Consider the following 19,866-nt stretch of genomic DNA (forward strand, 5'->3'; position numbering starts at 1 on the left):
TCAGTCCTCGGGGATGTCGTGCAGGATGAGCGCTCCGCCGCGCAGGGGACGGTCTCGGCGCTGGTGGTCGGTGGTGACGTACTCGTCGATGACGGCGAGGAGCCGCCGGTTGAACTCGGCGACCTCCTCCTCGTTCAGGTGCAGGGCGAAGCGCCCCACGAGTTGGACGGAGTCGGGGTCGGCCTCGTCGAGTTCGGTGGTGAACGCGGCGAGCGGTGAGGAGTGTTCCTCCGTGGGGGTGCCACGGAGCGGGTCGTCCAGCCACCAGGTCTCCCCGGTGGCGCGGTAGGGCTTCTCCAGCGCTCCGGCCGCGCCCTTGCGCACCGGTCCGGCGACGAGGAATCCCACGTCCACCAGGGCGCGGACGTGGTGCAGCACGGTGCCGGGGTTGGTGTCGAGCCGGTCCGCGAGCTCCCGGTTGGTGCGGTCCCTGCTCAGGCACAGGCGCAGGATGCGCAGGCGCAACGGGTGGCCGAGGGCCTTGGCCTCCCGGGCGGTGGCCGGGCGCCGCTGGCGCGGGGCGGGCTGTTCGGGGTCCGGTTCTGCCATGGGTGCAGCCTAGGGCCAGTTCCGCGGACCGGCGGAACCTCCGCCTGGTCGGCGAGCGGTCGACCAGCGGACGGATCGGGCGCTCAGGCGTCGAGGGTTCTCAGGTCGAGGCGCCAGTCGTTGGACGGCAGCCAGGTGCCCGGGGGGTACTCGAAGGACACCTCGCCGACCAGCTCGAACCCGGCCCGGCGGCAGACCGCGTTGGACACCGCGTGATCCACGTGGGGAAACGCGTGCAGGTGACGCCGGGTGCCCCGCACCGCAGCCCGACCGGCGGCCAACCGCAGGGCGACCGCCGCGTACCCGTGACCGCCGAACTCCGGAAGGATCGCGTACCCGGTCTCGTGGACCTGCTGCCCCCGCCACTCTCGTTCCCAGTACCCGACCGAACCGATCGCCACCGTGCCGAGCCGGACGATCAGCATCTCACCGCCGCTGAGGCTCAGGTAGCGCTGGTGCCGGTCGACGACCGCCTGTTCGGTCTCGGGTCCCCCGAGGTGCCCGGTCATCTCGGGGGTGTTCTGGCGGCGCAGAACCTCCAGGGCTGACTCGGACCACGGTTCGAGGCGGAGAGCGTTCATGCTGGGCACCGTACACCCGGCCACCGACATGGGGGCTGAACGCGGAACGCGGCACTGATTGAGCAACCCCAATCGATTGAGTTTTCTCAATCGATCTGTCAGTCTCGACGTATGTCCGACCCCCAAGGGCACACGCCCCCTGATCCCCTGACCGAGACCTCACCCGTGACCCGCTCGCTGGGCGGAGGGTTCTGGAGGGTGTGGACCTCGTCCGGACTCTCGAACCTGGCGGACGGTGTCCTGAAGGTCGCCCTGCCCCTGGCGGCCCTGCGCTTCACCGATTCCCCCGTCCTCGTCGCGGGCGTCACCGTGGCCCTGGGCCTGCCCTGGCTCCTGTGCGCCCTGCCCGCCGGTGCCCTGGCCGACCGCATGGACCGGCGGCGGGCCATGGTCGGCGCCAACGCCGTACGCGGTGCCCTCGTCCTCCTGCTGGCCGTGGGGCTGGCACTGGACGTGGGATCGATCTGGCTGCTGTACGCGGCCGCGTTCCTGATCGGCACGGCCGAGACCCTGTACGACACCTCCGCGCAGTCGATCCTGCCGCAGATGGTCCACCGTGACCGGCTCTCCCGGGCCAACGGGCGGCTGTACGCGGTGGAGTTCACCTCCCAGCAGTTCGTCGGCCCGCCCCTGGGCGGCGCCCTGGTGGGAGCGAGTGTGGCCCTGGCGTTCGTGACCCCGGCCGCGCTGTGGGTGGCCGCCCTGGGCGTCCTGCTCCTGGTACGCGGAGGGTTCCGGGTCGAACGCACGGGACCGCCCACCAGCGTGCGCGCCGACATCGGCCAGGGACTGCGCTTCCTGTGGTCCCACCGTCTCCTGCGTTCGTTCGCCGTGATGGTCGGGGTCTCCAACTTCGCCACCAGCGCCTGCTTCGCGGTCATCGTGCTGTACGCGGTGGGCCCGGACTCCCCGATGGGGTTGTCCGAACCCGCCTACGGCGCGCTCCTGACGGCCCTGGCCGCGGGGAGCCTGTTGGGGTCGTTCGTGGCCGAGTGGTGCGAGCGGGTGCTCGGCCGGGCCCTCGCCCTGCGGCTGTGCGTCCCCCTGTTCGCGCTGTTCCTGCTGGTCCCCGGCCTGACGCCCGACGTCTGGCTGGTGGGAGCCGGATTCTGCCTCGGCGGCGTCGGGATCACGGTGTGGAACGTCATCACCGTGTCGCTGCGTCAGCGTGTGACCCCGGCCGACCTGATGGGTCGCGTCAACAGCGTCTACCGCCTGCTGGCCTGGGGCACCATGCCCCTGGGCGGGCTGGCGGGCGGGCTGCTCGCGGAGTTCCTCGGGGTCCGGGCGGTGTTCCTCGGCATGGGGGTGCTCATGCTGACCCTGCTGGTCCCCCTCGGGCGGATGCACGAGGCGGACCTGACGGACCGTCCGCGGCGGAGGGACTGAGGAACCGGCCGGGAATTCCGGTGGACGCCGCCCGGTCCCCTCCGTGAGGATGGCCGCGTGACACACGACCACCCAGGCCCGGAGGACGACGTCGAGGTCCTGGAGGGCGGCAACGTCTCCGACCGGGTCCTGCGGATCGGCGGCACCGTGCGCAAGCCCTGGCTGCCCTCCTCCCCGGCGGTGACCTCCCTGCTGGAACACCTCCGTCGACGCGGCTACACCGGCGCCCCGGTCACCTACGGCGAACGCCCCGAGGGCCACCAGTGCCTGGCGTACGTCCCCGGCGTCCCGGCCGACCGGATGCCGCCCATGACCACCGAGGAGCTCCGCGAACTGGGCGCGATGGCCCGGCGGCTGCACGACCTCACCGCCGGTTTCCGGCCTCCGGAGGAGGCCGGATGGGAACGCCTCTTCCCGCCCGAGGAACCCGAGGTGATCTGCCACAACGACCTCGCCCCCTGGAACCTGGTCCGTGATCGGGAGGGGACACAGGAGGCGTTCGCCGGGGGCGGGCGGCGGTCCGAGTCCTGGTGCCTCATCGACTGGGACGGTGCCGGTCCGGCCAGTCGGATGGGCGACCTCGGCTACGCCGCGCACGGGTTCGTCCCCCTGCACGAGGGCGGCGACCCCGAGGCCGACGGCCGGAGGCTGCGGGCGCTGGCCGACGGCTACGGCTGCGACGCCGAACAGCGCCGGGCCCTTCCCGGAGCGGCGCTGCGTCGGGTGCGCGGGATGTTCGACGTCCTGGAGGAGGGCGCACGGACCGGCAGGATGCCGTGGGCGCGTCTGCACGCCGAGGGGCACGCCGACCACTGGGGCCCGGCCTCGGAGTACGTCGCGCGACACCAGGAGCGCTGGATCGAGGTGCTGACCGAGCCGTGATCCCCCGTCCGGTCAGTCGGGCCGGGCCCACACGAGGGCGGCCGAGATCGGGTACCCCCGGTACCGTTCCCACTTGGGCTTGGCCGCCACCCAGCCGTCGTCCACGACCGCCTCGTTCAGCTCCTCCAGGCGCCAGCCGCTGGCCAGGGCCGCGCTCACGTGGTCACCGAGCAGGTGCACGTGGGTGGTGATGGCGACCTCCTCCCCCGAGGAGTCGGTGAAGTGCGTGGGCATACCGGAGGCCATGATGAACTGCGGGTGGTAGGCGACCAGCACACAGCGGCCTCCCGGCCGGGTCAGCCGCCACGCCTCGGCGTAGAACGGCGTGAGGTCGGGCAGGTGCTCGTCGATGAGCGAGGCGATAACCAGGTCGTAGGTGTGGCCCGGCAGTCCGGTCGCACGGACGTCGCCCCGGGTGAGGGTGTCGTGGGCGCCCCGCTCCTCGGCGAGGGAGAGCATCCCGGCGCTGAGGTCCACCCCGTCCACGTGCTCCACGCCCCTGCCACGCAGCCATGATCCCGTGCGTCCGGTGCCGCAGCCGAGGTCGGCGGCGCGGCGGACCCGGGACCAGTCGGGTGCGGTGAGTCCGTCGAGGAGGGCGAGGTCCATGGCGTCGAGCACCGAGTCCTCGTAGGTGCTGGACCAGCCGTCGTAGCCGGTGGCCACGTCGACCGTGCGGTAGTGACGCGTGTCGAAGTCGGAGAAGTCAGGCATGGGGCCGAGTATGGCGCGACCGTCGTGGTTCGTGCGAGCGTGTTTTCGGCGGCCCCGGCCCGCCGTGGGGCAGACGGTCCGGGCGGGCCGGAAAACCCGTTGCCGGACTGTGGCCCCCTCACCTAACGTGCTGTCCATGTCAGCCTTCTGCGCGATCGTTCGCGGCCAGCACGCCTGGTCCGTGGTCGCTCCCTCCCACACCCGTCACCGGTCCGTACCACTGGACCGGTAGCCGAACCCCTCCGAGCGCACCGCCGTTTCCGCCCCCGTTTTCCCCGGGGCGACGTCGGCGGTGCCAGGAGAGTCATGCCCGTGTCGGGTCACGTCGCTCCGCGCGCCGTGCCCCGGACGGGACGAGTGTCGATCCGCCGCGTACCGGTCCAGGCCCTGCCGACGTCCTTCCCTTTCGGACGGGCGGCCTTGGATCACACCGGTCTCCGGTGTGCGCCCACCCCGGTGTGGCGTTCCCTCGTGCCGCCCGTCCACGTCAGTCCGCCCTCCGAGGCGGCAGAACGGACCACGCGTGGCACGCCACTCCCGCAGAGACCCCGCCCACCGGACCCCCGACCGACGCAACGACGGTTCCGGCAAGGGGGGCACGCGCCCGAACAGACGGCGGCGACTCTCCCAGAACTTCCTCACCGACCCCGGCACCGCGCGCTGGGTCGTACGGCTGTCCGGGGTGACCTCCGACGACCTCGTGGTCGAGATCGGCCCCGGTGACGGAGCCGTCACCCGGTTCCTCGCCCGGACGGCCCACCGGGTGATCGCGTACGAACTCGACCCCCGGCTGGCCGAACGGCTCGCGGCCCGCTACCGGGACCCCGCCAGGGGCGTGCGGATCGTCCACGGCGACTTCACCCGGGCACGGCCGCCCCGTGCGCCGTTCTCCGTGGTCGGCAACATCCCCTACTCCCGGACCTCCGACATCGTCCGCTGGTGCCTGGAGGCGCCGGGACTCGGTTCGGCCACCCTCGTGACGCAGCTGGAGTACGCCCGCAAACGCACCGGGGCCTACGGGAGGTGGAGTCTGGTCACCGTGCTCAGCTGGCCGTGGTGGTCGTGGCGGCTGGCCGGGCGGATCGGTCGCGACCGCTTCCATCCCGTGCCTCGGGTGGACGCCGGGATTTTGGTGCTGAAGAGGCGAGCCGCGCCTTTGGTGCCCCCGGAGCGACGGGCCGAGTACCGGCGGGTGGTCGAACTCGGTTTCGGCGGCGTGGGCGGCTCCCTGGCGGCGTCGCTGTCCCGGGTGTACCCCGCAGGGCGCGTGACCGCCGCCCTGCGGTCGGCGCGGGTGCCCGGCGGCGCGCCGGTGGGGCTGGTCCACCCCGACCAGTGGGTGGAGGTCTTCCGGTCCCTGGCCGGTTCCGGCCGGGAGGGCGCGCGACGGGAACGTCGAGGGCGGACACCCCTGACCTAGCGTGGAGGGATGCGAAGAATCCTCCCTTGCGCCCTGGTCCTTCCGATCCTTCTGCTCACCGGCTGCGGTACCCCGGAACGGGAGGTCCCCGCGGAACCGCCGGAACCGCCCGGGACCGCCACCGACCCGTCCGGGTCACCGACGGACGAGTGGGAGGAGCCGGAGGGCGATGAGGGGGACGACTCCGCGGAGGGGACCGTGCGCGGCACCGAGTACGCCTTCGGTGAGGGAGCGGTCTTCCCGTACCCGGTCGGCGCCTACGAGGAGGAGTTCCGGGAGGGGGTGGAGGAGGACGTGGTCTACACGGTGGACGACGTCGCCCTCACCCCCTCCGGCCAGGTGGGGTTCACCCTGACCCTGGAGGTGCCGGAGCTGGGCCGCGTCCTCGGCACGGGGTTCCTGGACGTGCGGTGTTCGTACGAGGGCCACGAGGGCCCCGCCACCACGGAGGCGCCGCTCGGTGAGCTGGAGACCGGTACGCACGTGACGGACATGGTGTGCGGGGGGCCGGACTCCCCCTCCTCCGTGCTGGTCTCGGTGGTGAACGGCGAGGACGAGGCGGACTTCGCAGGCCCGGTGGGGTGAGCGGTGCGCGAGGGATCGGGCCCGACGGTGCACCGGTCGGGTGGCGTTGGCGGCTCCGGTCGGGGTGGCGGCGAGGAGGCGGCGGCGCGGGGACCCTGACCCCGCCGCCCGCCGCGCTCAGATCCGCAGGATCACGAAGGACTCCCCGGGAACGGCGACCGTGCTCCCGGCGACCCTCGGGCGCCCGCTCTCCCACAGCACCTCGCTCGGTTCCGCCGCGAGTTCCACCTTGGCCTCGTCCGCACCGAGGTTGCAGACCAGACGCAGCGTCCCCCGGACCAGGGTCAGCGTTCGACCGTCCTCGCTCGCGTCGACGGTGAACCGGTCCAGACGCGGGTCGGCGAGTTCGGGCTCGGCGCGGCGCAGGGCGATCAGGGCCCGGTAGGTGTCGCGCACCTGGGCGTGCGGCCCGCGGTCCGCCTCGGACCAGTCCAGCACCGCGCTGTCGCGGGTGGCCGGGTCCATGGGGTCGGGGACGTCCTCCTCCGCCCAGCCGAGGGCGGCGAACTCACGGCGGCGCCCACGGCGGACGCCGTCGACCAGGGCGGGGTCGGTGAAGGACGCGAAGAACGGCCAGGGCGTGGTGGCCGCCCACTCCTCTCCCATGAAGATCATCGGGGTGTAGGGAGAACAGAGGACGAGGGCGGCGCCGCAGGCGAGCAGGCCCGGCGAGACGTACTCGCCCATCCGGTCGCCCCGGGCGCGATTGCCGATCTGGTCGTGGGTGCTGAGGTAGCCGAGGAACCGGTCGCCGGGGATCCGCGCGGTGTCGACCCGGGCCCCGTGGGCGCGGCCCCGGAAGGTGGAGTGGGTCCCGTCGTGCCAGAAGACCCGGCGCAGCGTCTCGGCGAGCACCCCCGGACCGTCGAAGTCCGCGTAGTAGCCGTGGTTCTCGCCGGTGAGGGCGACGTGCAGGGCGTGGTGGAGGTCGTCCGACCACTGCGCCGTCATGCCGAGGCCCCCGGCCTCCCGGGCCAGGACGGTGCGCGGGTCGTTCCGGTCGGACTCCGCGATGAGGGACAGGGGGCGGCCCAGCCCGGCGGCCAGGGCGTCCACTTCGGCCGAGAGTTCGGCGAGCAGGGGGACGGCGCGGTCGTCGCGCAGGGCGTGGACCGCGTCGAGTCGCAGCCCGTCCAGGTGGTAGTGCCGGAGCCAGTCCAGGGCGCCGTCGATGATCAGCCGCCGGACCGGATCGGAGTCGGGCCCGTCCAGGTTGAGCGCGGGCCCCCAGTCGTTCTCCCCGGAGAAGTACGGGCCGAAGCGCGGCAGGTACGCGCCGGAGGGGCCCAGGTGGTTGTAGACGACGTCCAGCAGCACGGCCAGGCCACGCTGGTGGCAGGCGTCGACGAACGCCTTGAGTGCGCGGGGGCCTCCGTAGGGCTCGTGCACGGTGGACCACAGGACGCCGTCGTAACCCCAGCCGTGGGTTCCGTCGAAGGCGTTGAGCGGCAGGAGCTCGACGTGGGTGACGCCGAGGTCGGCCAGGTGGTTCAGGCGGTCGATCGCGGAGGTGAGGCTGCCTTCGGAGGTGAAGGTCCCGACGTGCAGTTCGTAGACGACGGCCCCCGCGAGCGGTCGGCCCGTCCATGCGGGACGCACGGTGTCGGACCAGGTGTGGGCCGCGTGGTCGAGGACCCGGCTGGGCGCGTGCACACCCTCGGGCTGCCACAGGGAGCGGGGGTCGGGCAGGGGCCGGGGGTCGTCGTCGAGGAGGTAGGCGTAGTCGGTTCCGTGTCCGGCGCCCTCGATCCTCGTGTGCCACCACCCGTCGGCGGTGCGCTCCATGGGGTGGTCGACGCCGTCCACGCGTACGCGGACGCGACGGCACCGGGGCGCCCAGACGGAGAAGTCCCCCCGGGCGCCGCGTCCTGGGGTGGCGAGCGGTGTGGGGTCCGGGGTGGTGGACGGTGCTGGGTGCGTGGCCGGTTCGTTCACGGGGGGTGGCCTACCCCGCTGGCCCGGGCGCCACGCCGAGGGTTCCTCGACCGGTGTGACCGGCCGCTACCCGGACCTGCGGTAGGTCCGGACCAGGACCGACGCGGTGGTGGTGAAGGGGTCCGGAAGCGCGGCGACGCGGGCCCGCAGCTCCTCGGGGGCGACGTGCCGGGCGCTGGGGCCCATGCCCACGACCGTCAGGACCTCCTCGTGGGCCAGTTCCATCGTGAAGCGCAGATCGCGGGTGGCGACCGGCGCGAAGTGGTCCCCCAGGCTCTCGGCCAGGCGTTCGTCCTTGCGGGGGTCCACGTCGAGCAGCCCGAGGGCCGCTCGGGGTTCGCGCAGGTGGTCGGGGGCGGGCGTGACGACCAGCAGGACCCCCGAGGGGCGCAGGACGCGGTGGAACTCGGGGGCGTTACGGGGGGCGAAGACGTTGATCAGGGCGTCGGCGGTGTGGTCGGCCAGGGGCAGGCGCCGCCAGGAGTCCGCGGTGACCGCCCCGCTGCGGGGGTGGGCCCTGGCGGCCCGCCGCGCGGCGAACTTGGAGACATCGGTGGTCAGGCCGACGGCGTCCGGGAGCGCGGTGAGGATCTGGGTGAGGTAGTGCCCGGTGCCGCCGCCGACGTCGACGATGACGTGTCGGCCTTCGAGCTCCTCGGCCAGGGCGCGACCGATGGGGTCGTAGTGCCCCCGCTCCTGGAAGCGCTGCCGGGCGGCGACCATGTCCCTGCTGTCACCGGACCCGGGCGGTGTGGCGCCGGTGAGCAGGCTCGCGTAGCCCTCCCTCGCGACGTCGAAACTGTGGCCGCCCGCGCAGGTGAGCCCCTGGCCCAGGGGGCGCGCGCAGACGGGGCAGGTGAGGGAGGCCGCCAGGGAGGCGGGCATGCGCAGTTCGGGTCCGGTCCTGTTCGTCATGATCGCGGTCAGCCTACCGTCTGACCAGGGTGTCGGAGCGGGCCCCGTCGCGCGTCCGCGGACGGGGTCCGCTCCGTTCACCGGCCGCGTGCTAGGCGCCGACGGCCCGGCCCGCGTAGTCGGGTGCGGGCTCGGTGAGGGCCGCCAGCCGCGCGGCGACCTCGTCGGGGAGGGGAACCGCCCGTCCCAGCGCCTGGTCGACGTGGAGCGCCATCAGTTCCTCTGTCGCCGCGAGGACGTCCCCGACCCACATCTCGTGGCAGATCCGCACCTTCTTGGCACCGGTCGGGCCCGGGGCCGGGCCGATCACCCGGGTGCGGACCTCCACCTCGGCGTCCGCGCCGACCTCGTGCAGGTACCGCACGTGCGCCTCCACCGTGTACAGGGAGCAGCCGGACCCGGCGCGGTAGGCGGCGTCCAGACCGACCCGGTCCATCAGCGCGTCCGTGGCGAACCCGAAGACCAGGACGTAGTAGGCCTCGCTGAGGTGGCCGTTGTAGTCGATCCACTCGGGCCGCAGCCGCTGGGTGAGGGTCGCGCTCACGCCGCTCCCCCGTTCCGTTCGGCGGCCTCCGCCCGTTCGACCTCCTCCAGGGCGCGGGACACCGCGATCAGACGGCGGTCGCGCTGGGCGATCAGTTCGGCGGTGGAGCGCCCGGCCACGACCTCGTCGGTGCCCGCGACCATGCGGTTCCGCAGGTCCTCGGTGAGTTCGGGCGCCTCCAGGCGGGTCCACGGCGACTTCAGGGACGGGCCGAAGTGGTCGAGCATGTGCGCCATACCGCCCTCTCCCCCGGCCAGGTGGAAGGTCAGACAGGGTCCGAAGAAGGCCCAGCGCAGCCCGGGTCCGCTGGTCATGGCCTGGTCGATCTGCTCGACGGTCGCCTCGCCCTCGGCGACCATGTGCAGGGCCTCGCGCCAGGCGGCCTCCTGGATGCGGTTGCCGATGAACCCCGGAAGCTCCTGGTCCATGCTGATCACGGACTTGCCCGCCGCGCGGTAGAAGTCCGAGGCCCAGTCGACGGCCCACTGCTCGGTGCGATCACCGCCGACGACCTCGACCAGAGGCACAAGGTAGGGCGGGTTGAAGGGGTGACCGACGACGAGCCGTTCCGGCGTCGCGGCCTCCACCTGCATCTCACTCATGCTGTAGCCCGAGGTGGACGAGGCGATGACCACGCCCTCGGGGGTGGCGGCATCGATCTCGGCGAGGAGGTCGATCTTGAGGTCGAGGCGCTCCGGAGCGCTCTCCTGGACGAAGTCGGCGTCGGCCACGGCCTCCGCGAGGGTGTCCACGACCCTCAGGTTCGTCAGGGCGGCGCCCTCGGCCAGGCCCAGCTGTTCCAGGGCGGGCCACGCCGAGGCGACCAGCCCGCGCAGCTTGGTCTCGGCGTCGGGGGCGGGGTCCCAGGCGACCACCTGGTAGCCGCGCCCGAGGTAGTGGGCGACCCAGCCGCCGCCGATGACGCCCGCTCCGACGCAGGCGACCGTGCGGACGGTCTCGGGGGTGGTTCTCGTGTTCTCCGTCATCGTGTGACTCCAGTGTTCGGGGGTCGGGGGCGGGGACTACGCACTGCGGAGCTTGAGCATGGCGCGGGTCTCGGCGGGCGTGGCCACCCGGGCACCGAGGCTCTCGATGAGGGAGACGGCCTTCTCGGTGAGCTGGCCGTTGGTGGCCTTCACCCCGCGGCTGAGGTAGAGGTTGTCCTCCAGCCCCACCCGGGCGTGCCCGCCGAGCAGTACCGACTGCGCCACCCACGGCATCTGCTTGCGGCCGATGGAGAAGCTCGCCCACTGCGCGCCCTCCGGGAGCAGGTTCACCATCGACTGGAGGACGCCCGGGTCGGACGGCGCGCCGTAGGGGATCCCGGTGCACAGCTGGAACATCGTCGGGTCGTCGATGAGGCCCTCGGCGTGCATGGTCTTGGCGAACCACAGCTGGCCGGTGTCGAAGATCTCCAGCTCCGGGCGGACCCCCAGCTCCTGGATGCGCTTGGCGCCCGCGCGCAGCATGTCCGGGGTGGAGATGTACACCTGGCTGCCGTCGCCGAAGTTGAGGCTCCCGCAGTCCAGGGTGCAGATGTCGGGCAGCAGCTCCTCCACGTGCGGGAGGCGGTCCAGGCCGTTGACGAGGTCGGTGCCCTCCTCGAACTGGAGCGGGTCGTCCTGGCCGATCACCAGGTCGCCGCCCATCCCCGCCGTGAGGTTGATGACGATGTCGACCCCGGTCTGGCGGATGCGGTCGACGACCTCCCGGTACAGGGCGTTGTCGCGGGAGGGGGCACCGGTCTCGGGGTCGCGGACGTGGATGTGCACCGCGCTGGCGCCCGCCTCGGCGGCCTCGACCGCGGCCGCGGCGATCTGGCGGGGTGTCACGGGGACGTGCTCACTGCGGCCGACGGTGTCCCCTGCGCCGGTGAGGGCACAGGTCAGGATGGGGTTGGGGTTCATGGTGTCGCTCACGATGGGGCTCCCTCTCGGCGTGTGCGGTGGTTGCTGGGGTCAGCGACCCAGGACGTCACGGTCGATGACCGAGCGCAGGGTGTCGCGCATGTGTCCGACGGTCCGTCCGGGCATGCCGGTCATGACCTGGATGCCCAGGCCGTCGATCAGGGCGGTGAGGCGTCGGGTCGTCTCCTCGACGTCGAGGTCCCGGAAGACGCCGCTCCGGCTTCCCTCGTGCAGGGTGCGCGCGATGGTCTCGTGCCAGCGCCGGTAGGAGTCGGCGTGCAGGTCCCGCATCCCGGGGTCCAGGGCCGCGGCCGTCCAGACCTGGAGCCACACGGACCACTCCAGCCGCAGACGGTCGGAGCCGGGCAGCTGGAGCTCGACGAGGCGGAGCAGGCGCTCGTACGGGTCCGCGAGAGTGTGCAGCTCCGCGACCTGGCGGTCGAACGCCTGTTTCACCGAGTGCCGCAGCGCCTCCACGAGGAGGTCGTTCAGGGTCGGGAAGTGGTAGTGGACGGTGGCGGTGGACGTCCCGCAGGCCTGGGCGACCTGGGCGACGCGCACCGAGTGGTACCCGCGCTCCGCGATGAGGGTCCAGGCCGCCTCGATGATCTGGAGGCGCCGGTTGTGCTCCCGGGCGGCCTTCGGGTGGTCCGCCAGTCGGGCGGGCGGCGGCCGAACCGCCGACGAGTCGCGCGGGGCCGCCGAGACCGTCTCGGCGTCGTCCTCACCGTTGATCAGCCAGTTGACCGTCACTCCGGTCTCGTCCGCGATCCCGGCGAGTTCCAGGGCGGTGAACCGCCGGGTGCCGGTCAGGGACTTGGAGAGTTTGCTGGGGTCGATGCCGAGCCGGGTCGCGAACTCCCGTTGGGAGAGTCCGGATCTGCGGATCGCCTCGCGGGCCCTGCCCCGAACGTCGTCGGCCACGTTGTCTGTCACGTGGAGAACGTACCAACGCCATGGCGATTATCGCAATCCATTCACCGGGACGCCCTCCTCTTCGCAACACGTCACCCGCCGCACAGACCATGAATAACCTGGCCATAACCGACTCGCCTCGCACGAAAAGACCCGGCAACGCCTGATCGACTGACTAGTCAGTTGATGGTGGTGCGCCCCCTGGCCAGGACCGCCACCGGGTAGTGGTCGAGGACCTCGGACAGGCGCGCGGTGGTGAGACCGTCGACCCGTTCCGGCGCGAGCGTGCGCCCGGTGAGGAGGTCGGTCCACTCCCCCGGCCCCGAGGGCAGCGGGAGCACGGTGTCGGCCCAGCCCCCGGCGTCGGCCAGTGTCGCCGGCAACCGGGTGGCCACCACCGCCAGCGCGGGCTCGCGGGAGCCCCGCACCGCACGGGCGTAGGCCAGGGCGTGCTCGGCGGACGGCCCCTGGGCGGCCAGCGGCAGGTAGCCGGTGGGGCGCATCTCCTCGCGGGCGCGCAGGCACGTGCGGACCAGGTGGAGCTTGGCGGCGCCGGTCTCGTCCACGGGCGGGCGCCACCCCCGTTCGAGGCGGTCCAGGAGCTCGGCACGCGCCCCGTGGTCCACGGGCCTGCGGTTGTCCGGGTCGACCAGGGAGAGGTCCCACAGTTCGGTGCCCTGGTAGAGGTCGGGCACGCCCGGGCCCAGCAGCTGGACGGCCTTCTGCCCGAGCGCGTTGCTCCAACCCGGCTCTCGCAGCGACGCGGCCATGGCCCCGACCTCGGCGTACAGGTCCGCGTCGGCGCGCAGCCGCCCGGGCCAGGCGCGGACGCGGTCCTCGAAGTCGGTGTCCCGAGCGGTCCAGGAGGTACCGAGTCGGGCCTCGCGGGCGGCCTTGAGCAGGTACTCGACCAGGCGCTCGTCACTGAGGGGCCACGCACCGAGCAGGGTCTGCCAGCCGAGGAGGTCCAGCGAGGGTTCGGGCAGCGGGGCACGAGCGCTCCACCGGCGGACGGCGTCGGCGAACTCGGTGGGGATCTCCGACAGAACCGCCAGACGGGCGCGGACGTCCTCGGAACGCTTGGTGTCGTGGGTGGAGAGCGTGGTCATGGTGCGGGGTTCGGCGGCCTCGCGGCGCAGGTTGTCCTCGTGGAAGGCGGCCGTGCCCACTCCGAACAGGGCCGGGTCGCCGCCGACCTCGTTGAGCGCGACGAAGCGGGTCCCCCGGTAGAAGGCGGTGTTCTCGGTGCCCATCGCCACGACCATGCCGCTGGTCTGCTGGACCCGGCGGGCGGTCTCCCCGTGGGGGTTCTCACGGACGGTGCGGTCGAGGGTCTTCAGGGCGGGTTGGAGGTCGGGTCGGCGCTCGGCGGCGGCGCGCACGGCCCGGGCCCAGGCCGGTTCGCCCTCGGGCAGGTAGGAGCGGTAGACGTCGAAGGAGGCGAGGAGCTCGGTGACGGCCTCCTCCGCGCTTCCGGAACCGGGCAGGGTCGCGGCGATCCTGCGCACCTCCGCGCGCAGGAGCTCGTTGGCGGCGTGGGAGCGGGCCTGGTGGTCGACGGCCTCGGTGTCGGTGGGCACGCCGTGATCGCGGGCCAGAGCGGTCAGGACGGGTTCGGCGTCGGGGTCGACGAACACCCCGCAGACCGTGCGCAGGGCGTCGTACCCGGTGGTCCCGGCGACCGGCCAGGAGGCGGGCAGGGACTCCCCGGGGGCGAGGATCTTCTCCACCACGATCCACCCGGGGAAGCGTTCCGCGAGGCGGCGGAGGTAGCCCCCGGGGTCACTGAGCCCGTCGACGTGGTCCACGCGCAGCCCGTCGACGCCCCAGCGCAGGATCTCGGCGTGGGTGGCGTCGAAGACCCCGGGGTCCTCCACCCGGACTGCGGCGAGGTGGTCGACGTCGAAGAAGCGGCGGTAGTTGAGCTCGCTGTCTCCGCGACGCCAGGAGACCAGCCGGTAGTGCTGGCGTGCGTGCACGTCGGCCGGGTCGTCTCCGGGGCTGTGGGTGCCGGGGGCCAGCGGGAAGCGCAGGTCGAAGTAGACCAGGTGGCCGTCGGTGAGGGTGAGCTCGGCGAGGGCCGCGCGGCCGTCGTCACCGTCGTCGGCCAGGACCGGCACCAGGATCGGCCCGGAGTCGTGGTCGAGGTCGAAGCAGCGGGCGAACACGGAGTCGCGGCCGTGTTCGAGGACGTCCCACCACCACGGGTTGGCGTCGGGTCGGGCCACCGACATGTGGTTGGGGACGATGTCGACGACCACCCCCATGCCGAGCGCGTGCGCCCGCGCGACGAGGTCCGCGCGGGCGCCCTCGCCGCCCAGCGCCTCGGAGACGCGTGTGGCGTCCACCACGTCGTACCCGTGGTCCGAACCGGGGGTGGCCGCCAGGAGGGGTGACAGGTACACGGCGCCCACCCCGAGCCGGTGCAGCTGATCCAGGAGTGCGGTCGCCTCGGGAAGACCGAAACCGGGCCTCAGCTGGATTCGGTAGGTCGAGGTGGGGGTCTGCTGCCCGTTCGGGTCGGTGCTGTGCGCGCTCATCACCCAGGACCCGTGCCCGGTCGTTCGGCGTGTCATACATGCCCGCCCGGACTGGTGACGAAGGGTCGGAGGGAGCGACTTTCACCGGGGCAGAACTCCTCGTTCACCTTCCGTCCACCCGGAGTCCCCCGTGCCGCCACGGACACGTCCGGTTCCGCACACACCCGCGTTGGGGAAGTTGGTCCGGCAATGGTTAAATTCATCGGCGGTCTTCCATCACCAGCGACAACGTGCCGGGTACCGGCGACCAGCGGTCAGGACGACGAGGACCACCGACTCCGACGAAGGGGATAGAGGAAGCGTGCTCCCGCCCAACAAGCGCACCCGCACCCAGCGCCGTTCGAACGCCTACCGGGGCGCGGCCTCGGCCGCGCTGGCCGGACTTCTGCTCGCGTCCACCGCCTGCGGTAGCGACGACGCCGTCCAGGGGGCCGGCCCGGCCGTCCCCGACGACCTGGAGTGCTTCTCGGGGAGCCTGCACGGCTCCGGGTCCAGCGCCCAGGAGAACGCGATGACGACGTGGATCGCGGGCTTCCAATCGGCCTGCGAGGACGCGCGCATCTACTACGACTCGATCGGTTCGGGCGGCGGCCGCAACCAGTTCATCGACGGCGCGGTGACCTTCGCCGGGACCGACGCGGCGATGGACCCCGAGGAGAACGCCGACGCCGTGTCGCGCTGCGACGGGTCGGACACGATCAACCTGCCCGCGTACGTGGTGGCGATCGCGGTGGTGTTCAACCTCGACGGGATCGAGGAGCTCAACCTGAGCCCGGACACCGTGGCGAAGATCTTCAACCAGGACATCACACGCTGGAACGACCCGCAGATCGCGGAGGACAACCCCGACGCCGACCTGCCGGACCTGGCGATCACCCAGGTCAACCGGGCGGACGACTCCGGCACGACGGAGAACTTCACCCGTTACCTGGCCGAGGCCGCCCCGGACTCGTGGCCGCACGAGGCCGACGGGCAGTGGCCGATCACCCCGCGCGAGTCCGCACAGGGCAACAGCGGTATCGCCGACACCGTCTCGCGGGCCGACGGCGCCATCGGGTACGTGGAGATGTCCCACCTGCACGGGCTGCCCGCCGCGAGCATCGGCGTGGGAGACGAGTTCGTGGAGATCTCGCCGGAGGCGGCCGCCCAGGTCGTGGCCGACTCGCCCCGCCGGGAGGACAACACCAGCGAGCACGACCTCGCTCTGGCCCTGGACTACGGCACCACCGAACCCGGCAGCTACCCACTGGTCCTGGTGAGCTACGAGACGGTGTGCCAGGACTACGCCGACCAGGCCGAGGCCGAGCGGGTCAAGGCGTTCCTGCGGTACGTGGTGAGTCCGGAGGGCCAGGCGGCGGCCTCCGAGGAGACCGACTCGACCCCGGTCAACGACTCTCTGCGTGAGGACCTGCTGGCCTCCATCGAGGCGATCGGGTCCTAGACGGCACCGTGGTTCGGGGCGCGTCACCCCGGTGGCGCGCCCGATCCACACCTTTGATCCGGTACCTTACGTACTGACCACGTAGCGCTGGGTCATGCGTCACGGACGGGCGCTGCGCGGTACGCCGGAGCCCGTCCGGCCGGGTCGGTGTCTTCCCCCACCTACCCGGTCGCGGCCGGGTCCCCACCGGGGTCGTCCTCGTCTGGCATCTCGCGCCCGCAGGCCCGGCAGGCCCGGTACCAGAGCGAGCGGAGCCGCGCTCGTGGCCTCCGGCGTCGACGTCGGCGCCACCACCGTCGGCGAGGCTCCTCCTCGCCCTCGCTCTCCTCCCGCTCTTCCCCTCCTTCCGTCTCCGTGTCGCCCCCATGAGCGTGGACGGGTGCGACGGAGACGGGCCCCGGGCACTCGACCGCGGCCCGGGGCGGAGGCGGGACGGAGCGGTGCAGCGTGAGGTCGGTGAGGGTGCCCTCCCCACCGTGGATGCGGTAGCGGCCGTGGAGCGCGGCGACCACGTCGGCCAGGTCCTCCTCGTCGTCGCACACGCGCATGGCCCGGGCCAGGGCCCGGGTACGCCAGAGCCGGACCCCGGCGTCGCGGGTGGGCGAGGCCGCCAGGAAGAGCTCGGTGAGCCCGGCGCGGGCGCGTTCGGCACTGGCCAGGAGCCGGGACAGCGCCAGTTCACCCAGCCCCCACGCCACCGGCACCTGGAGGAGGAAGGGCGAGGGAAAACCGGTCCTGGGCGCGGTGGCGGCGAAGGAGATCCACGGTTCCCGCAGGTAGTTGGCCTGAATCAGACGCAGGTCCAGCTGGGGCCCGTCGAAACCGCCGGGGGCGGATCCGGCGCCCTCCCAATCGGCGACCAGGGTCACGGCGAGGTCGGTCTCGGTGCCGTTGAGCAGCCGGTCCACGCAGCCCCGGACCAGGTCGTAGGGGGCTCCCGTCACGTCCACCACGGCGTGGACCAGCGGGGTGCGGCGGCGCGCCTCGGGGACGCGTTCCCGGTAGGCGTGCGGGTGCGGCATGAGTTCGGCCAGGACCTCGGTACGGAAGCGTTCCGAGGGCAGGCGGGTGCGTGCCGTGGAGGCCGGGCCGACGTGCCAGGCGGTCGCGGTGTGCTCGGGGACCATGACCGCTCCGGCCTGCCAGAGCCGGTAGCCGAACTCGGTGTCCTGGCCGAGGTCCAGGTCGGGGTCGACGCCGCCGGCCGCCTCGTAGAGGCTGCGGCGCACCGCCGCCGCGGCGCCCAGGTAGGCGTGGAAGCCGAGGTGGTCGGCGTCGCGCAGGTCGTCGCTCTGGTCCAGCAGGTGCTCGATCCAGTCGTGGCGGCCCCCGGTGTCCAGGTCGCGGTGGAGGTCTCCGGAACGGGCGGCGGCCAGGAGGGCCCCGGGGTCGAGGGGGTCGGCGTCGGCGAAGCGGACGCGGCCGAGGGTGACGCACTCGGCGTGGGCGTGGTGCCAGCGCGCCTGGGCCTCGACGAACTCGGGGCAGGCGACCATGTCGGCGTCCATCCACATGAGGATGTCGCCGGTGCTGGCGTGCGCTCCGTAGGCGCGGGCGTATCCGGCGCCCCAGCCGCCGTCGGGGGAGGCCACCACGCGGCAGCGGCGCGGGCGTTGGTCGGGGAGCGTGAGCGGTGGGGCGGAGTGGTCGTCGACCACCACGACCTCGAAGAGGTGCTCGGGGTAGGTCTGGGCGGACAGGGAGGCCAGCGCCAGGTCGAGGTGGTCCTGGCCGCCCCTCGCGGGGATGATGACGCTGACGGTGAGTTCCGGTGTCCAGCAGCCGGTGGCGGGTGGTGTCAGCGCGCTCCAGTCGTTGCGGAAGACGCGGGTCGCGACCCGTTCCACCCGGCCACGGTGCGACACCCCGTCAACATGGGACCCTACGTGCTTATTCAGTGACACAGAGTCACTATAGCGATGTTTCCCCACACAGAGTGAGTGGCACCCCTGCTCGCTGTGTCACCGTGGCCGGTCCGGCTGGCCACGGGGGCGTGGTCCGACCGCCCGGCGGCTCGGAACGGCCGGGTCAGCGGCGCGGGTCGGACCCCTCGGACCTCAGCATGCGCAGGCCCAGCAGGACGACTCCGACGACCAGCGCGATCATGACGCCCCACACCAACAGGCCGACGATCACCGACAACAACCAGAAGAGGGCGACGACGACCGCGACACCCGCGGCGACCCTGAGAACGAGACGAGCCATGCGCCGAAGGATACGCGGGCGCCCCGAACGACGGAACCCCGGCCCGCCCTCCGGAGAGGGCCGACCGGGGAACACCGCGCGTACCGGTCCTAGCCGGGCCGGACGGCGCTGGTGAACACACCGTCCCAGTAGGCGGCCAGCGAGACCTCCTCCAGCGGCTTCGACGGGTTCGAGCCGTGAATCATCATGCCGTTGCCGGCGTAGATGCCCACGTGGCTCGGGGCCGAGACGTCGTAGAAGAACATCAGGTCGCCGGGCTGGAGCTGGTCGCGCGAGACCGGGGTACCGGCGTTGACCTGGTCGTAGGTGGTGCGCGGCAGACTCACGCCCGCCTGTGCCCACGCGGCCTGGGTCAGGCCGGAGCAGTCGTAGCCGTCGGGCCCGGTACCGCCCCAGACGTAGGGCTTGCCGATCTGCGCGCGGGCGAAGTCCAGGACCGCCTGGACGTCACCGGAGACGGCGGCGGTACCGCCGGAGGCACCGGCGGCGCCCCCGTCCGCGGCGGCCTCGCCCACGGTCGGGTCGACACCGCCCAGGCTCTCCAGGACCTCGGCCTGCTCGTCGAGCGCGGCCTCGCCCCGGGCCACGGCCTCCTCGGCGGCCTCCAGGGACTGGGCGGCGGCCTCCTCGGTCGCCTCCGCCGCGTTGTACAGCTCCTCGGCGTTCTCGACCTCGGTCACGTAGTCGGCCAGGGTCGTCTGCTGCCCCTCGGACAGGTAGTCGAGATCGGCGATGTTCTGGAGGGCGTTGTCGGCGTCACCACCGAACAGCACGCCCATCGAGCTGTGGGTGGCGCCGGTGTAGGCACCCTGCACGATGACGGAGACCTGTCCGGACTTGGCGTCCAGCTCCTCCTGCGCGTCCTCCAGGCGCTGCTGGAGGTCCTCCAGCTCGGCCTCGGTCGCGGCGTGGTCCTCCTTGGCCTCGTTGAAGTCCGCGTTCAGCCCGGAGAGCTCCTCCTGGAGCTCTTCGTAGCGCTCGCGGGCCTCCGACTCGGTCTGGTCGGCCAGCGCCACGCCGGAGGACAGGACCACGGCGCCGAGAGCGACGAAGCCGACCGTCGTCAGGCGACGGGTGGGTTCGGGGTTGCGAGTCAAAGCACCGACTGCCTTTCTCCCACATCCGTTTACCGGCACGGGGCATCCCGAAGGAGCGCCGAGGGACGGCGCGGGGATGCGTGGCGGAGGGATACCGGCGGCGACGGGAAGGGTCGCGGGAACTCGCCGGGCGTCGTGACGGCCCCCGCTCCTGGGACAAGGACAGCTGCTGAGCGGGGTGCAACGGCAGGTCGTACGCTGTCACCCTGGTGGTGACGAACTGGGGCGTTCCGACCTGGGGGAACAC

At 72.6% G+C, this 19,866-nt stretch carries 18 protein-coding genes; 5 read left to right on the forward strand and 13 right to left on the reverse strand.

Annotation, left to right across the window (positions count from 1 at the left end; genetic code table 11):
* The gene (locus tag ACFW3L_RS04955; protein ID WP_378736482.1) at nt 1-549 is read right to left on the reverse strand and encodes a helix-turn-helix domain-containing protein; all 549 of its coding nucleotides are present in this window, start codon (nt 547-549) and stop codon (nt 1-3) included.
* Between the two features lie 83 nt (nt 550-632).
* On the reverse strand, nt 633-1,130 hold the full coding sequence (locus ACFW3L_RS04960) for a GNAT family N-acetyltransferase (RefSeq protein ID WP_378736484.1): 498 nt from the start codon (nt 1,128-1,130) through the stop codon (nt 633-635).
* A gap of 111 nt (nt 1,131-1,241) precedes the next feature.
* On the opposite strand from ACFW3L_RS04960, the gene ACFW3L_RS04965 reads away from it, so the two are divergent.
* The gene (locus ACFW3L_RS04965) at nt 1,242-2,519 is read left to right on the forward strand and encodes an MFS transporter (protein WP_378736486.1); all 1,278 of its coding nucleotides are present in this window, start codon (nt 1,242-1,244) and stop codon (nt 2,517-2,519) included.
* A 57-nt stretch (nt 2,520-2,576) separates the two neighbouring features.
* Nucleotides 2,577-3,401 (forward strand): phosphotransferase enzyme family protein, encoded by an 825-nt coding sequence (locus ACFW3L_RS04970; RefSeq protein ID WP_378736488.1) that lies wholly within the window; start codon nt 2,577-2,579, stop codon nt 3,399-3,401.
* 12 nt (nt 3,402-3,413) lie between these two features.
* Here the strand turns inward: ACFW3L_RS04970 and ACFW3L_RS04975 are convergent, their stop codons facing one another.
* Nucleotides 3,414-4,115 (reverse strand): class I SAM-dependent DNA methyltransferase, encoded by a 702-nt coding sequence (locus tag ACFW3L_RS04975; RefSeq protein WP_378736490.1) that lies wholly within the window; start codon nt 4,113-4,115, stop codon nt 3,414-3,416.
* Nucleotides 4,116-4,638: 523 nt separating this feature from the next.
* On the opposite strand from ACFW3L_RS04975, the gene erm reads away from it, so the two are divergent.
* Together erm and ACFW3L_RS04985 are read left to right on the forward strand one after the other, a co-directional pair.
* Entirely contained in the window at nt 4,639-5,535 is an 897-nt protein-coding gene (gene erm / locus ACFW3L_RS04980) for an ErmE/ErmH/ErmO/ErmR family 23S rRNA (adenine(2058)-N(6))-methyltransferase (RefSeq protein ID WP_378736492.1), read from the forward strand.
* Nucleotides 5,536-5,544: 9 nt separating this feature from the next.
* Nucleotides 5,545-6,120 carry a hypothetical protein gene (locus ACFW3L_RS04985; protein ID WP_378736494.1) on the forward strand — a complete coding sequence of 192 codons (576 nt, stop codon included), beginning with the start codon at nt 5,545-5,547 and terminating at the stop codon, nt 6,118-6,120.
* A gap of 117 nt (nt 6,121-6,237) precedes the next feature.
* On the opposite strand, the gene treZ is transcribed toward ACFW3L_RS04985, so the two are convergent.
* The 7 genes from treZ to treY form a co-directional block, all read right to left on the reverse strand.
* Nucleotides 6,238-8,055, reverse strand: a complete 1,818-nt coding sequence (gene treZ, locus ACFW3L_RS04990) for a malto-oligosyltrehalose trehalohydrolase (protein WP_378736496.1) — start codon at nt 8,053-8,055, stop codon at nt 6,238-6,240.
* Between the two features lie 66 nt (nt 8,056-8,121).
* Entirely contained in the window at nt 8,122-8,970 is an 849-nt protein-coding gene (locus ACFW3L_RS04995; RefSeq protein ID WP_378736498.1) for a putative RNA methyltransferase, read from the reverse strand.
* 91 nt (nt 8,971-9,061) lie between these two features.
* The gene (locus ACFW3L_RS05000; RefSeq protein ID WP_378736500.1) at nt 9,062-9,514 is read right to left on the reverse strand and encodes a thioesterase family protein; all 453 of its coding nucleotides are present in this window, start codon (nt 9,512-9,514) and stop codon (nt 9,062-9,064) included.
* A complete protein-coding gene (locus ACFW3L_RS05005; RefSeq protein ID WP_378736502.1) occupies nt 9,511-10,500 on the reverse strand; it encodes a 3-hydroxyacyl-CoA dehydrogenase NAD-binding domain-containing protein in 990 nt (329 codons plus the stop codon). Before ACFW3L_RS05005 ends, ACFW3L_RS05000 begins: the two co-directional genes overlap by 4 nt.
* Nucleotides 10,501-10,536: 36 nt before the next feature.
* Complete coding sequence (locus tag ACFW3L_RS05010) at nt 10,537-11,433, reverse strand: 3-keto-5-aminohexanoate cleavage protein (RefSeq protein WP_378736504.1); 897 nt, start codon at nt 11,431-11,433, stop codon at nt 10,537-10,539.
* 39 nt (nt 11,434-11,472) lie between these two features.
* The gene (locus ACFW3L_RS05015; RefSeq protein WP_378736506.1) at nt 11,473-12,357 is read right to left on the reverse strand and encodes a TetR family transcriptional regulator C-terminal domain-containing protein; all 885 of its coding nucleotides are present in this window, start codon (nt 12,355-12,357) and stop codon (nt 11,473-11,475) included.
* A 158-nt stretch (nt 12,358-12,515) separates the two neighbouring features.
* Complete coding sequence (gene treY / locus ACFW3L_RS05020; protein WP_378736508.1) at nt 12,516-14,876, reverse strand: malto-oligosyltrehalose synthase; 2,361 nt, start codon at nt 14,874-14,876, stop codon at nt 12,516-12,518.
* Nucleotides 14,877-15,177: 301 nt separating this feature from the next.
* Between treY and pstS the strand changes: the two genes are divergently transcribed.
* The gene (pstS, locus tag ACFW3L_RS05025; RefSeq protein WP_378736510.1) at nt 15,178-16,317 is read left to right on the forward strand and encodes a phosphate ABC transporter substrate-binding protein PstS; all 1,140 of its coding nucleotides are present in this window, start codon (nt 15,178-15,180) and stop codon (nt 16,315-16,317) included.
* Nucleotides 16,318-16,478: 161 nt separating this feature from the next.
* Here pstS and ACFW3L_RS05030 read toward each other — a convergent pair whose 3' ends face one another.
* The 3 genes from ACFW3L_RS05030 to ACFW3L_RS05040 form a co-directional block, all read right to left on the reverse strand.
* Complete coding sequence (locus tag ACFW3L_RS05030) at nt 16,479-18,182, reverse strand: glycosyltransferase (protein ID WP_378736512.1); 1,704 nt, start codon at nt 18,180-18,182, stop codon at nt 16,479-16,481.
* Between the two features lie 163 nt (nt 18,183-18,345).
* Nucleotides 18,346-18,522: a hypothetical protein gene (locus ACFW3L_RS05035; protein ID WP_378736514.1), complete on the reverse strand. Its 177-nt coding sequence runs from the start codon at nt 18,520-18,522 to the stop codon at nt 18,346-18,348.
* A gap of 89 nt (nt 18,523-18,611) precedes the next feature.
* Nucleotides 18,612-19,619 carry an NlpC/P60 family protein gene (locus ACFW3L_RS05040; protein ID WP_378736516.1) on the reverse strand — a complete coding sequence of 336 codons (1,008 nt, stop codon included), beginning with the start codon at nt 19,617-19,619 and terminating at the stop codon, nt 18,612-18,614.
* Nucleotides 19,620-19,866: the final 247 nt, after the last annotated feature.

The organism is Nocardiopsis sp. NPDC058789 (genome assembly GCF_042745575.1).
Classification (GTDB): Bacteria; Actinomycetota; Actinomycetes; order Streptosporangiales; family Streptosporangiaceae; genus Nocardiopsis; species Nocardiopsis eucommiae.

Coding starts and splice junctions, on each gene's coding strand:
- ACFW3L_RS04955 (WP_378736482.1), bottom strand. CDS start 549: ATGGCAGAACCGGACCCCGAACAGCCCGCCCCGCGCCAGCGGCGCCCG.
- ACFW3L_RS04975 (WP_378736490.1), bottom strand. CDS start 4,115: ATGCCTGACTTCTCCGACTTCGACACGCGTCACTACCGCACGGTCGAC.
- ACFW3L_RS04965 (WP_378736486.1), top strand. CDS start 1,242: ATGTCCGACCCCCAAGGGCACACGCCCCCTGATCCCCTGACCGAGACC.
- ACFW3L_RS05005 (WP_378736502.1), bottom strand. CDS start 10,500: ATGACGGAGAACACGAGAACCACCCCCGAGACCGTCCGCACGGTCGCC.
- ACFW3L_RS04960 (WP_378736484.1), bottom strand. CDS start 1,130: ATGAACGCTCTCCGCCTCGAACCGTGGTCCGAGTCAGCCCTGGAGGTT.
- ACFW3L_RS04985 (WP_378736494.1), top strand. CDS start 5,545: ATGCGAAGAATCCTCCCTTGCGCCCTGGTCCTTCCGATCCTTCTGCTC.
- ACFW3L_RS05035 (WP_378736514.1), bottom strand. CDS start 18,522: ATGGCTCGTCTCGTTCTCAGGGTCGCCGCGGGTGTCGCGGTCGTCGTC.
- treY (WP_378736508.1), bottom strand. CDS start 14,876: ATGAGCGCGCACAGCACCGACCCGAACGGGCAGCAGACCCCCACCTCG.
- ACFW3L_RS04995 (WP_378736498.1), bottom strand. CDS start 8,970: ATGACGAACAGGACCGGACCCGAACTGCGCATGCCCGCCTCCCTGGCG.